10 protein-coding genes are annotated in these 13,857 nt (G+C 62.8%); 8 read left to right on the top strand and 2 right to left on the bottom strand.

Annotation, left to right across the window (positions count from 1 at the left end):
* Window positions 1-21: 21 nt before the first annotated feature.
* Window positions 22-375 carry a hypothetical protein gene (locus tag IMX18_RS16395; RefSeq protein ID WP_013971664.1) on the bottom strand — a complete coding sequence of 118 codons (354 nt, stop codon included), beginning with the start codon at window positions 373-375 and terminating at the stop codon, window positions 22-24.
* Between the two features lie 274 nt (window positions 376-649).
* Here IMX18_RS16395 and IMX18_RS16390 point away from each other — a divergent pair, with 274 nt between their 5' ends.
* Window positions 650-5,515: an NAD-glutamate dehydrogenase gene (locus IMX18_RS16390; protein WP_015269491.1), complete on the top strand. Its 4,866-nt coding sequence runs from the start codon at window positions 650-652 to the stop codon at window positions 5,513-5,515.
* 130 nt (window positions 5,516-5,645) lie between these two features.
* Here the strand turns inward: IMX18_RS16390 and ppsR are convergent, their stop codons facing one another.
* On the bottom strand, window positions 5,646-6,464 hold the full coding sequence (gene ppsR / locus IMX18_RS16385) for a posphoenolpyruvate synthetase regulatory kinase/phosphorylase PpsR (RefSeq protein WP_015269492.1): 819 nt from the start codon (window positions 6,462-6,464) through the stop codon (window positions 5,646-5,648).
* Window positions 6,465-6,641: 177 nt separating this feature from the next.
* On the opposite strand from ppsR, the gene ppsA reads away from it, so the two are divergent.
* The 7 genes from ppsA (at window position 6,642) to sigX (ending at window position 13,833) form a co-directional block, all read left to right on the top strand.
* Window positions 6,642-9,017: a phosphoenolpyruvate synthase gene (gene ppsA, locus IMX18_RS16380; RefSeq protein ID WP_015269493.1), complete on the top strand. Its 2,376-nt coding sequence runs from the start codon at window positions 6,642-6,644 to the stop codon at window positions 9,015-9,017.
* Window positions 9,018-9,083: 66 nt separating this feature from the next.
* Complete coding sequence (locus IMX18_RS16375; RefSeq protein WP_043935463.1) at window positions 9,084-10,112, top strand: alpha/beta fold hydrolase; 1,029 nt, start codon at window positions 9,084-9,086, stop codon at window positions 10,110-10,112.
* A 213-nt stretch (window positions 10,113-10,325) separates the two neighbouring features.
* A complete protein-coding gene (gene rraA, locus IMX18_RS16370) occupies window positions 10,326-10,817 on the top strand; it encodes a ribonuclease E activity regulator RraA (protein WP_015269495.1) in 492 nt (163 codons plus the stop codon).
* Between the two features lie 27 nt (window positions 10,818-10,844).
* Entirely contained in the window at window positions 10,845-11,840 is a 996-nt protein-coding gene (locus IMX18_RS16365) for a zinc transporter ZntB (protein ID WP_013971669.1), read from the top strand.
* A gap of 214 nt (window positions 11,841-12,054) precedes the next feature.
* The gene (locus IMX18_RS16360) at window positions 12,055-12,327 is read left to right on the top strand and encodes a hypothetical protein (protein WP_004376140.1); all 273 of its coding nucleotides are present in this window, start codon (window positions 12,055-12,057) and stop codon (window positions 12,325-12,327) included.
* A gap of 2 nt (window positions 12,328-12,329) precedes the next feature.
* On the top strand, window positions 12,330-13,154 hold the full coding sequence (locus IMX18_RS16355; protein WP_004376138.1) for a mechanosensitive ion channel family protein: 825 nt from the start codon (window positions 12,330-12,332) through the stop codon (window positions 13,152-13,154).
* Window positions 13,155-13,266: 112 nt separating this feature from the next.
* The gene (gene sigX, locus IMX18_RS16350; protein WP_003248665.1) at window positions 13,267-13,833 is read left to right on the top strand and encodes an RNA polymerase sigma factor SigX; all 567 of its coding nucleotides are present in this window, start codon (window positions 13,267-13,269) and stop codon (window positions 13,831-13,833) included.
* Window positions 13,834-13,857: the final 24 nt, after the last annotated feature.

Here is a 13,857-nt window from a genome sequence, read left to right as displayed (position 1 = left end):
GCAGCGCCGGTATTCAGTTTGTCACAGCTCGCAAACGAAGGTGCCGGTCCCGGCCAGGATGTTCTCCAGGGTTTCCTTCACTTCATCCATGTCACTCAACTCGCTGGTCAGGTTGATCTCCAGCACCTCATCCCCCTTCAGCGCATCCCGGTCGCCGGCCGCCACTTCGATCAGCAGGCGCTTGGCGCTCAGGGTTACTTTCAGGCCATCCAGCGTCGACGGCTCGTCATCCAGGGTCAGGTCGACGGTGTCTTCGTCCGGGTAGCGGGTCAGCAGGAACATCTGACCCTTGTCGCTGTGGCAGCACAGGGTCGCCATGTTGTCTTCCTCGTCATCGCAAGGGGTGGCGAACAGCAGGGCAGTATTGATTTGCATGGACAAGGCTCGGATCAAAGGAAACGGAAGGGAATTCTGACAGTCTTGCCGACAGGCATAAACGTAAAGTTACCCCCCCTTGACCGAAATTGTCGCAGCGCTGCAAGCCTTGATGACCGATCAGTCGTTAAGCTTCGGCGAGCCCTGGGCGTGCCTGCGCACGTTCAACGCCTGGTTTTACCGTCCGCCTTGCCACGGGTTGGCTATCGTTGATCCGTACACGGCGCACGCAGCGACGCTTCAATTATTACAAAGCCCAAGCGGAGTACCACAGATGGCGTTCTTCACCGCAGCCAGCAAAGCCGACTTCCAGCATCAACTGCAAGCGGCCCTGGCGCAGCACATCAGCGAACAGTCCCTGCCACAAGTCGCGCTGTTCGCCGAGCAGTTCTTCGGCATCATCTCTCTGGACGAACTCACCCAACGCAGGCTTTCCGACCTGGCCGGCTGCACCCTGTCAGCCTGGCGCATCATCGAGCGTTTCGACCCCGAATACCCGCAAGTACGGGTGTACAACCCCGATTACGAGCGTAATGGCTGGCAATCGACCCACAGCGTGGTCGAAGTGCTGCACCACGACCTGCCGTTCCTGGTCGACTCGGTACGCACCGAGCTCAACCGCCGCGGCTACAGCATCCACACCCTGCAGACCACCGTGCTCAGCGTGCGCCGCGGCGCCAAAGGCGAGCTGCTTGAACTGCTGCCCAAGGGCACCCAGGGCGAGGACGTACGCCATGAGTCGCTGATGTACATGGAGATCGACCGTTGCGCCAACGCTGCCGAGCTGACGGTGTTGGCCCGCGAGATCGAGCAGGTGCTGGCCGAGGTGCGGGTGGTGGTGGCCGACTTCGAACCGATGAAGGCCAAGCTGCGCGAAGTGGTGGCGGAGGTAGAGCAGACAGCCTTTGGCCCGGCGCAGAACGAAAAGGGCGAGGTCAAGGCTTTCCTCGAGTGGCTGCTGGACAACCACTTCACCTTCCTGGGCTATGAAGAATTCACCGTCAAGGGCGACGCCGATGGCGGCCAGATGGTCTACGACGAGCAGTCGTTCCTTGGCCTGCCGCGTCGCCTGCGCGTGGGCCTGACGAGCGACGAGCTGCGCATCGAAGACTACGCCGTGGCCTACCTCAACGAACCGCTGCTGCTGTCGTTCGCCAAGGCCGCGCTGCCAAGCCGCGTACACCGCCCGGCCTACCCGGACTACGTGTCGATCCGCCAGCTGGACGCCGACGGCAAGGTGATCAAGGAACACCGCTTCATGGGCCTGTACACCTCGTCGGTGTACGGCGAAAGCGTGCATGCCATCCCTTATATCCGGCAGAAGGTCACCGAAGTCGAGCGCCGCTCGGGCTTCGATCCCAAGGCCCACCTGGGCAAGGAACTGGCCCAGGTACTGGAAGTACTGCCGCGCGACGACCTGTTCCAGACCCCGGTCGACGAGCTGTTCAGCACCGTCATGTCGATCGTGCAGATCCAGGAACGCAACAAGATCCGCGTGTTCCTGCGCAAGGACCCATACGGCCGCTTCTGCTACTGCCTGGCCTATGTACCGCGGGAAATCTACTCCACTGAAGTGCGGCAGAAGATCCAGCAGGTGCTGATGGAGCGCCTGAAGGCCAGCGACTGCGAGTTCTGGACCTTCTTCTCCGAATCGGTGCTGGCACGTGTTCAGCTGATTCTGCGGGTAGACCCGAAAAACCGCATCGACATCGACCCGCAGCAGCTGGAACGCGAAGTGATCCAGGCCTGTCGTTCGTGGCATGACGACTACTCGGCACTGGTGATCGAGAACTTCGGCGAAGCCCAGGGCACCAACATCCTCGCCGACTTCCCCAAAGGTTTCCCGGCCGGCTACCGCGAGCGCTTCGCCGCGCACTCGGCGGTGGTCGACCTGCAGCACGTGCTGAACCTGTCGGAAAGCAAGCCGCTGGCGATGAGCTTCTACCAGCCATTGACCCAGGTCGGGGAACGCACCCTGCACTGCAAGCTGTACCACGCCGACACGCCGCTGGCGCTGTCCGACGTGCTGCCGATCCTGGAGAACCTTGGCCTGCGCGTACTCGGCGAGTTCCCGTACCGCCTGCGCCATGCCAGTGGCCGCGGCTACTGGATCCATGACTTCGCCTTCACCTACAGCGAAGGCCTGAGCCTGGACATCCAGCAGCTCAACGACACTCTGCAGGATGCCTTCATCCACATCGTCCGCGGCGATGCCGAGAACGACGCCTTCAACCGCCTGGTGCTGACCGCCGGCCTGCCATGGCGCGACGTGGCGCTGCTGCGCGCCTACGCCCGTTACCTGAAGCAGATTCGCCTGGGCTTCGACCTGGGCTACATCGCCAGTACCCTGAACAACCACACCGACATCGCCCGCGAGCTGACCCGGTTGTTCAAGACCCGCTTCTACCTGGCGCGCAAGCTCACCCAGGAAGACCTGGATGACAAGCAACTGCGCCTGGAGCAAGCCATCCTGACCGCGCTGGACGACGTGCAGGTGCTCAACGAAGACCGCATCCTGCGTCGCTACCTGGACCTGATCAAGGCCACCCTGCGCACCAACTTCTACCAGCCGGACGCCAACGGCCACAACAAGTCGTACTTCAGCTTCAAGTTCAACCCCAAGCTGATCCCCGAACTGCCTAAACCAGTGCCCAAGTTCGAGATCTTCGTCTACTCGCCACGGGTCGAAGGCGTGCACCTGCGCTTTGGCAACGTCGCCCGCGGTGGCCTGCGCTGGTCCGACCGCGAGGAAGACTTCCGCACCGAAGTGCTGGGCCTGGTGAAAGCCCAGCAGGTGAAGAACTCGGTGATCGTGCCGGTCGGCGCCAAGGGCGGCTTCCTGCCGCGCCGCCTGCCGCTGGGCGGCAGCCGTGACGAGATCGCCGCCGAAGGCGTGGCGTGCTACCGCATCTTCATTTCCGGCCTGCTCGACATCACCGACAACCTGAAGGACGGTGGCGTGGTGCCGCCGGCCAACGTGGTACGCCATGACGATGACGACCCGTACCTGGTGGTGGCGGCCGACAAGGGCACCGCGACCTTCTCGGACATCGCCAACGGCATCGCCATCGACTACGGCTTCTGGCTGGGCGACGCCTTCGCCTCGGGCGGCTCGGCCGGTTACGACCACAAGAAGATGGGCATTACCGCGCGCGGCGCCTGGGTGGGCGTGCAGCGCCACTTCCGCGAGCGCGGCATCAATGTGCAGGAAGACCCGATCACCGTCATTGGCGTCGGCGACATGGCCGGCGACGTGTTCGGCAACGGCCTGCTGATGTCCGACAAGCTGCAACTGGTGGCGGCGTTCAACCACCTGCACATCTTCATCGACCCGAACCCGGAGCCTGCGTCCAGCTTTGCCGAGCGCAAGCGCCTGTTCGACCTGCCGCGCTCGGCCTGGAGCGACTACGACACCAGCATCATGTCCGAAGGCGGCGGGATCTTCCCGCGCAGTGCCAAGAGCATCGCCATCAGCCCGCAGATGAAAGAGCGCTTCGCCATCGAAGCCGATCGCCTGACCCCGACCGAGCTGCTCAATGCGCTGCTCAAGGCACCGGTAGACCTGCTGTGGAACGGTGGCATCGGTACCTACGTCAAGGCCAGCACCGAGAGCCACGCCGACGTCGGCGACAAGGCCAACGACGCGCTGCGGGTCAATGGCAACGAGCTGCGCTGCAAGGTGGTGGGCGAGGGCGGCAACCTGGGCATGACCCAGCTTGGCCGGGTCGAGTTCGGCCTGCATGGCGGCGCCACCAACACCGACTTCATCGACAATGCCGGCGGCGTGGACTGCTCCGACCACGAGGTCAACATCAAGATCCTGCTCAACGAAGTGGTGCAGGGTGGCGACATGACCGAGAAGCAGCGCAACCAGCTGCTGGGCAGCATGACCGACGAAGTGGCCGGCCTGGTGCTGGGCAACAACTACAAGCAAACCCAGGCGCTGTCGCTGGCGGCCCGCCGCGCCCGCGAGCGGATTGCCGAGTACAAGCGCCTGATGGCCGACCTGGAAGCCCGTGGCAAGCTGGACCGTGCCATCGAGTTCCTGCCGTCCGAAGAGCAGTTGGCCGAACGCCTGGCCGCCGGCCAGGGCCTGACCCGCGCCGAGCTGTCGGTGTTGATCTCGTACAGCAAGATCGACCTCAAGGAACAGCTGCTCAAGTCGCTGGTGCCGGACGACGACTACCTGACCCGCGACATGGAAACCGCTTTCCCGCCGTCGCTGGTCAGCAAATTCGCCGAGTCCATGCGCCGCCACCGCCTGAAGCGCGAAATCGTCAGCACCCAGATCGCCAACGACCTGGTCAACAACATGGGCATCACTTTCGTCCAGCGCCTGAAGGAGTCGACCGGCATGAGCCCGGCCAACGTGGCCGGGGCCTACGTGATCGTGCGCGACATCTTCCACCTGCCGCACTGGTTCCGTCAGATCGAGGCTCTGGACTACCAGGTGCCGGCGGAAATCCAGCTGACCCTGATGGACGAGCTGATGCGCCTGGGCCGTCGTGCCACCCGCTGGTTCCTGCGCAGCCGCCGCAACGAGCAGGACGCCGGGCGCGACACCGCGCACTTCGGGCCGAAGATCGCGCAACTGGGGCTCAAGCTCGACGAGTTGCTCGAAGGCCCGACCCGCGAGCGCTGGATGGTGCGCTACCAAGGCTTCGTCGAGGCTGGTGTGCCGGAGTTGCTGGCGCGCATGGTGGCTGGTACTACCCACCTGTACACCCTGTTGCCGATCATCGAGGCTTCGGACGTTACCGGCCATGACCCGGCGCAGGTGGCCAAGGCGTTCTTCGCCGTGGGCAGCGCACTGGACCTGACCTGGTACCTGCAGGAAATCAGCAACCTGCCGGTGGAGAACAACTGGCAGGCGCTGGCCCGCGAGGCGTTCCGCGACGACATCGACCTGCAGCAGCGGGCGATCACCATCTCGGTACTGCAGATGGCCGATGCACCGGAAGACATGGACGCCCGCGTGGCGCTGTGGGCCGAGCAGCACCGGGTGATGGTGGAGCGCTGGCGCGCCATGCTGGATGACCTGCGCAATGCAACGGGTACCGATTATGCGATGTACGCGGTGGCCAACCGCGAGCTGGTCGACCTGGCCATGAGCGGGCAGGCGGCGGTGGTGCCGTCCTGAGCCATGAGCTGAAATGAAAAGCCCCGGCAGCGATGCCGGGGCTTTTTTATTCCTGTGCTGCTATCACAAGGCTTGAGCGTAGTGAGGCCCCTGTAGGAGCGGATTTACCCGCGAAGAGGCCGGTACAGGCTTACTTGAACCTGCGCTCCACCCCTTTCTCCACCAGGATCTTCGCCGAAATCTCTTCCACCGAAAAATGCGTGGAATTGATGTTGGGAATGTTCTCCCGGCGGAACAGGTTTTCCACCTCGCGCACTTCGAACTCGCACTGGGCAAAGCTGGAATAGCGGCTGTTGGGTTTGCGCTCGTGGCGGATGGCGGTGAGGCGGTCGGGGTCGATGGTCAGGCCGAACAGCTTGTTATGGTGCTTTTTCAGCACCGCCGGCAGCTGCAGGCGCTCCATGTCTTCCTCGGTCAGCGGGTAGTTGGCGGCGCGGATGCCGAACTGCATGGCCATGTACAGGCAGGTGGGGGTCTTGCCGCAGCGCGATACGCCTACCAGGATCAGGTCGGCCTTGTCGTAGTAGTGGGTGCGTGCGCCATCGTCGTTGTCCAGGGCGAAATTCACCGCCTCGATGCGTTCCATGTAGTTGGAATTGCCGCCAATGGAGTGCGACTTGCCGACGGAATACGACGAATGGGCAGTCAATTCTTGTTCAAGCGGGGACAAAAACGAAGAAAAGATGTCGATCATGAAGCCATTCGAGGTAGCCAGGATCTCACGGATGTCCTGATTGACGATGGTGTCGAAGATGATCGGGCGTACACCATCGCGCTCGGCCGCAGCGTTGATTTGCTGGACCATGGTCCGCGCCTTTTCCGGCGAATCGATGTAGGGACGGGTGAATTTATTGAACGGAATGCTCTCGAATTGAGCGAGCAGACTCTGGCCCAGGGTTTCGGCGGTGATGCCGGTGCCGTCGGAGATGAAGAACGCGGTTCGTTTCATTTGCGATCTGGGCCTTAAGCTGATGACGTTTCTTGGATATGATAAGTTCGGTTTGCCGAATGCGGCTGTCGGCATTCTCACTTATTTTCCAGGTACAGGCCACAAGCGTCCGGCCAAGTCAACGAAGGCAGGCGGGCGCCCTTGAGCTTTTCCAACACAGTTAGTGGAGAGATCACCTTGGTAGAGTACGTAGTTTCCCTCGATAAGCTCGGCGTCCATGATGTGGAGCATGTGGGGGGCAAGAACGCATCCCTGGGCGAGATGATCAGCAACCTCGCAGGTGCTGGTGTATCGGTGCCGGGCGGCTTTGCCACTACGGCGCAGGCGTACCGCGATTTTCTCGAACAGAGTGGTCTCAACGACCGTATCCATGCCGCGCTCGACGCACTCGATGTGGATGACATCAACGCCCTGACCAAGACCGGCGCGCAGATTCGCCAGTGGGTCATGGAAGCCGACTTCCCGGCACGTCTGGATTCGGAAATCCGTACGGCCTTCGCCGAAATGGCTGCCGGCAACGACAACATGGCCGTTGCCGTGCGTTCCTCGGCCACCGCCGAAGACCTGCCGGACGCCTCGTTCGCCGGCCAGCAGGAAACCTTCCTCAACATCCGCGGCGTCGACAACGTGATCCGCGCGGCCAAGGAAGTGTTTGCCTCGCTGTTCAACGACCGTGCCATCGCCTACCGCGTGCACCAGGGCTTCGACCACAAGCTGGTGGCCCTGTCCGCCGGCGTGCAGCGCATGGTCCGCTCCGAAACCGGCACCGCCGGCGTCATGTTCACCCTCGACACCGAGTCGGGCTTCCGCGACGTGGTGTTCATCACCGGCGCCTACGGCCTGGGCGAAACCGTGGTGCAGGGTGCGGTCAACCCTGACGAATTCTACGTGCACAAGAACACCCTGCAGGCAGGCCGCCCGGCCATCCTGCGCCGCAACCTGGGCAGCAAGGCGATCAAGATGGTCTATGGCGAAGAAGCCAAGGCCGGCCGTTCGGTCAAGACCGTCGAAGTGGACCGCGCCGAGCGCGCGCGCTTCTGCCTGACCGATGCCGAGGTCAGCGAGCTGGCCAAGCAGGCCATGATCATCGAGCAGCACTACCAGCGCCCGATGGACATCGAATGGGCCAAGGACGGTGACGACGGCAAGCTGTACATCGTCCAGGCGCGCCCCGAGACGGTGAAGAGCCGCTCCAGCGCCAACGTCATGGAACGCTACCTGCTGAAAGAAAAAGGCACCGTTCTGGTCGAAGGCCGCGCCATTGGCCAGCGCATCGGCGCCGGCAAGGTCCGCGTGATCAACGACGTATCGGAAATGGACAAGGTCCAGCCGGGCGACGTGCTGGTCTCCGACATGACCGACCCGGACTGGGAACCGGTGATGAAGCGCGCCAGCGCCATCGTCACCAACCGTGGCGGGCGTACCTGCCACGCGGCGATCATCGCCCGTGAGCTGGGCATTCCGGCCGTGGTCGGTTGCGGCAACGCCACCCAGGTGCTGAAAGACGGCCAGGGTGTGACTGTGTCCTGTGCCGAAGGCGATACCGGCTTCATCTTCGAGGGCGAGCTGGGCTTCGATGTGAAGCAGAACTCGGTCGACGCCATGCCCGACCTGCCATTCAAGATCATGATGAACGTCGGCAACCCGGACCGTGCCTTCGATTTCGCCCAGCTGCCCAACGCCGGTGTCGGCCTGGCGCGCCTGGAGTTCATCATCAACCGCATGATCGGCGTGCACCCCAAGGCGCTGCTGAACTACGCCGGCCTGCCAGCCGACCTGAAGGACAGCGTCGACAAGCGCATCGCCGGCTACAACGACCCCGTAGGCTTCTATGTCGAGAAGCTGGTCGAGGGCATCAGCACCCTGGCTGCGGCCTTCTACCCGAAAAAGGTCATCGTGCGCCTGTCGGACTTCAAGTCCAACGAGTACGCCAACCTGATCGGCGGCAAGCTGTACGAGCCGGAAGAAGAAAACCCGATGCTGGGCTTCCGTGGCGCTTCGCGCTACATCAGCGAATCGTTCCGTGACTGCTTCGAGCTCGAGTGCCGTGCGCTCAAGCGCGTGCGCAACGAGATGGGCCTGACCAACGTCGAGATCATGGTGCCGTTCGTGCGTACCCTGGGTGAAGCCAGCCAGGTTGTCGACCTGCTCGCCGAAAACGGCCTGGCCCGTGGCGACAACGGCCTGCGCGTGATCATGATGTGCGAACTGCCGTCCAACGCCATCCTCGCCGAAGAGTTCCTGGAGTACTTCGACGGCTTCTCGATCGGCTCCAACGACCTGACCCAGCTGACCCTGGGCCTGGACCGTGACTCGGGCATCATCGCCCACCTGTTCGACGAGCGTAACCCTGCGGTGAAGAAGCTGCTGGCCAACGCCATTGCCGCGTGCAACAAGGCTGGCAAGTACATCGGCATCTGCGGCCAGGGCCCGTCGGACCACCCGGACCTGGCCAAGTGGCTGATGGAGCAGGGTATCGACAGCGTGTCGCTGAACCCGGACTCGGTACTCGAAACCTGGTTCTACCTGGCTGAAGGCCAGGGCGCGGTCTGATGCAGTAAAACGCGGGGGTACGTCTGGCGTACCCCCGCCTGGTTTTTTCCAGGGCGAGCTCCAGCAATGGATCCCGCCCTTTTTTGTGCACCAAGCAACCTTATGCAAAGCAGCAGCACTCTATTCCCCGTGGCCCTGCTCAGCGCCGAACGCCGCGGCGACCTCAGCGAAGACGTGTACCGGATCAAGGCCGGCAACAGCCCTGACCCCAGCGTCGAGCTGGCTGTCACCCGCCTGGGGCTGGCCGATCAGGGCCAGGCCCAGGGCGTACCGGTCATTCTCCTGCACGGCAGCTTCTCCAACCGCCGCTTCTGGTATTCCCCCAAAGGGGTTGGCCTGGGCGCCTATCTCGCCCGCGCCGGCTTCGATGTGTGGATCCCGGAAATGCGCGGCCATGGCCTGTCGCCGCGCAACCATGACTGGAAGCACAACAGCGTTGCCGCCTATGCCCGCGATGACCTGCCGCTGATTGCCGCGTTCGTGCGCGAGCAGTCGGGCCAGACGCCGCACTGGGTCGGCCATTCCCTGGGTGGTACGACCCTGGCGGCAGCGCTGGGCGGTGGCTTTCTGCCTGCCGAGCAGGTGGCCAGCGTGGCGCTGTTCGGTACCCAGATCAGCCGCGTGTACTGGCCGTTGAAGGTGCCGCCCCTGGCCTGGGGGGCGAAGCTGCTGCTCAAGCGCTGGGGGCAGATTTCCGGGCCGCGTTTCAAGCGTGGGCCGGAGGATGAGCCGATCGGCCTGGCCCTGGAAAGCATGCGCTGGCATGGCCTGTTCGGGCGCTTTGGCGACAAACAGAGCGACTGGTGGGCGGGGCTGGCCAAGGTGGATGTGCCGCTGCTGGCCGTGGCTGGTGCGGGGGACTTCCAGGACCCGGTGTGGGCCTGCCGCAAGCTGTTCGAGCAATTTGGCGGTGAGCGCAAGCAGTTTCTGCGGCTGGGGCTCGAGGAAGGCTTCGACGCTTTCGGGCATGTCGACATGCTGGTGAGCAAGGCCGCGCAGGTGCAGGTGTGGCCGCTGGTGGAGCGTTGGCTGCGGGATCCGCTGGTGCCGGTGCATGAATCCACGGTGGTGGCGGAGCCTGTGCCCGCCAGTTGATTCTGCTGTATCTGTACTGGCCCTATCGCCGGCAAGCCAGCTCCCACAGGAGTACCACTAGCCTGAAGCCAGCGGGGTCCTGTGGGAGCTGGCTTGCCGGCGATAGGGCCGGTACAGGCAAAACATGACCGTTCGGTCCTGGATGACTGCAACGGGCTCTACGGTGTAGCCTTGGCCGATACCCGCTTTCGTTGTGACTGACAGGAGCTTCCCATGCAGCATTACGTTACGCCCGACCTGTGTGATGCCTACCCGGACCTGGTGCAGGTGCTGGAACCGATGTTCAGCAATTTCGGCGGCCGCGATTCGTTCGGTGGCCAGATCGTCACCATCAAGTGCTTCGAAGACAACTCGCTGGTCAAGGAGCAGGTCGAGCTCGATGGCAAGGGCAAGGTCCTGGTCGTCGATGGTGGCGGCTCGCTGCGTCGCGCACTGCTCGGCGACATGCTTGCCGAAAAGGCTGCCAAGAACGGTTGGGAAGGCCTGGTGATCTACGGCTGTGTGCGTGACGTCGACGTGCTGATCCAGACCGACGTCGGCGTGCAGGCCCTGGCCAGCCACCCGATGAAGACCGACAAGCGCGGCATCGGCGACCTCAACGTGCCAGTGACCTTCGCCGGGGTGACCTTCCGCCCGGGCGAGTATGTGTATGCCGACAACAATGGCGTGCTGGTCTCGCCAAGCCCGTTGAAAATGCCTGAGTAAGGCGCCGCCCGCGCTGATGGAGCTTTGATGTTCGAGGAAGACAACGCGCAGTGGGGGCTGGTGCACGCCCTGGTGCTCGATGGCAAAGGTGGCGCGCGCTCGATTGCCCGTACCGAACTGGACGACCTGCAGCTGCAACCCGAGCAAAGCCTGTGGCTGCACTGGGATCGCAGCCATCCGCAAACCCGCACCTGGCTGCTGCACGACAGCGGCCTGAGCGCGTTCGCCTGCGAGCTGCTGCTGGAAGAAAACACCCGGCCGCGCCTGCTGCCCATGGCCGATGAACAGTTGTTGCTGTTCCTGCGTGGGGTCAACCTCAACCCGGGTGCAGAGCCGGAAGACATGGTCTCGGTGCGTATCTTTGCCGAGGCGCAGCGGGTCATCTCGCTGCGCCTGCGGCCGTTGCGCGCCAGTGACGAGATTCTCCAGCAGCTGGAAGAGGGCAGGGGCCCGAAATCGGCTTCCGAGCTGTTGCTGCTGATGGGCGAACTGCTCACCGAAAAGGTTCAGGGCCTGGTCAGCGACCTGTCCGAACTGGCCGACATTGAGGAAGAAAAGGTTGAATCCGACGAACGGTATACCCCGGAGAACGGCAGCCTGCAGCAGATCCGCCGGCGTGCCGCCGGTCTGCGGCGTTTTCTTGCCCCGCAGCGGGAAATCTACGCCCAGTTGTCGCGCAGCAAATGGAGCTGGTTCGCCGATGCCGATGCCGATTACTGGAACGAGCTGAACAACAGCCTCATCCGCTACCTCGAAGAGCTGGAACTGACCCGCGAACGTGCCGCGCTGGTGCTGGAAAGCCAGGATCGCCGGCGTAGCGAGCGCATGAACCGCACCATGTACCGCTTCGGCATCATCACCTGCATCTTCCTGCCCATGAGCTTCATCACCGGGCTGCTGGGCATCAATGTCGGCGGCATCCCCGGGGCGGAAAACCCCTATGGTTTCCTGTTCGCCTGCATCGTCGTGCTGGGGCTTGCGGTGGGGCAGTGGTGGCTGTTTCGGCGGTTGCGGTGGGTATAGATGCTCATTGACCTGCACCGGCCCTATCGCCGGCAAGCCAGCTCCCACAGGTACACCACAGGTTTCAAGGCTTGTGGTACCCCTGTGGGAGCTGGCTTGCCGGCGATAGGGCCAGTGCAGGCAAGCGTCATTCATTTTGAAACACTCGTCCCAATGCGATGTGTGACCCATCGACCGGCCATCTCGTCTCTGACTGACACTGCGCGAGGTGCCCATGCACGATCCGTTTGAAGAATCCCTGCGCGACCTGCTCAAGGCGTCCCCCTCCGGCAATGACCGGGACGACCGGGACGACGCCGCTTGCCTGGGTCGCGTGCTGAAAACCGCCAACCGCCAGGTTGGCGCGGGCGATCTGTTCAGCCTGCTTGGCCGCTGGAGCCAGGCGCTGCTGATCGCCGTGAACAATGGCGCGGCGCATGTTGCGCCGGTGCGTCGACACTCTTCCCGCAACGCTGCCAACGGCAGCAAAGCAGATAAGGCCGATTGAATATGGAACTCGATCTCTGGACCCAGAGCCTGGTCACCGCCATGACTGCCCTTTGGACCAAGGTAGCGAACTTCATCCCCAACCTGTTTGGCGCGCTGGTCGTGGTGCTGCTCGGTTTCGTGGTGGCCAAGCTGCTCGACACGCTGCTGTCCAAACTGCTGGCCAAGTTCGGCCTGGACCGCCTGATGGCCGGCACCGGCCTGACCAAGATGCTCGGCCGGGTCGGCATCCAGGTACCCATCTCCACCCTGATCGGCAAGATCGTCTACTGGTTCGTGCTGCTCATCTTCCTGGTCTCGGCCGCAGAGTCGCTGGGCCTGGAGCGGGTTTCGGCAACCCTCGACATGCTTGCCCTTTACCTGCCGAAGGTGTTCGGCGCAGCCCTGGTGCTGCTGGCCGGCGTGCTGCTGGCCCAGGTGGCCAACGGCCTGGTACGCGGCGCTGCCGAAGGCATCGGCCTGGAGTACTCGGCAGGCCTGGGGCGTATCACCCAGGGCCTGGTGATCATCATCAGCATCTCGGTGGCCATCAGCCAGCTGGAGGTGAAAACCGACCTGCTGAACCATGTGATCGTGATCGGGCTGATTACCGTTGGTCTGGCCGTTGCGCTGGCAATGGGCCTGGGTAGCCGCGAAATCGCCGGGCAGATCCTGGCCGGCATCTACGTGCGCGAACTGTATCAGGTGGGCCAGCAAGTGCGAATTGGAGAGGTCGAAGGGCACATCGAGGAAATCGGCACGGTCAAGACGACGCTGCTGACCGATGATGGCGAACTGGTTTCGCTGTCCAATCGCGAGTTGCTTGAGCAGCGAGTCAATAGCCGCTAACCGCACAAAGCTGTTAATGTATGCCGCCGCGAAAATCGACCCACGGGGTCGCGCGGCGACATTGACCTGACTGTCGGCCAGATCCGTTTTGAATAAAGTTCATTCGCCGCCCATGCGTTATGACCCTCGCGAGCTCACCGACGAAGAGTTGGTGGCGCGTTCGCATGAAGAGCTGTATCACGTTACCCGCGCCTATGAGGAGCTCATGCGGCGCTACCAACGGACCCTGTTCAACGTCTGTGCGCGTTATCTGGGGAACGACCGTGACGCGGACGATGTCTGTCAGGAAGTCATGTTGAAAGTGCTGTACGGGCTGAAGAACTTCGAGGGTAAGTCCAAGTTCAAGACCTGGCTCTACAGCATCACCTACAACGAATGCATTACCCAGTACCGCAAGGAGCGCCGTAAACGTCGGCTGATGGATGCCTTGAGTCTGGACCCTGTCGAAGAGGCGTCCGAAGACAAGGCTCCGAAGCCGGAAGAAAAAGGCGGGCTGGACAAATGGCTGGTGCATGTGAACCCGATTGACCGGGAAATCCTGGTGCTGCGTTTTGTCGCAGAGCTGGAATTTCAGGAAATTGCCGACATCATGCACATGGGCCTGAGCGCGACAAAAATGCGCTACAAGCGCGCGCTAGACAAGCTTCGGGAGAAATTTGCCGGCCTCGATGAAACTTAGTGGCGTGCAAATATCTCTAACGAA

This window comes from Pseudomonas shirazica (genome assembly GCF_015168335.1).
GTDB lineage: Bacteria > Pseudomonadota > Gammaproteobacteria > Pseudomonadales > Pseudomonadaceae > Aquipseudomonas > Aquipseudomonas asiatica.
The sequence above is the reverse complement of the archived record's forward strand: the minus strand, read 5'-3'. Positions and strand labels throughout refer to the sequence as shown.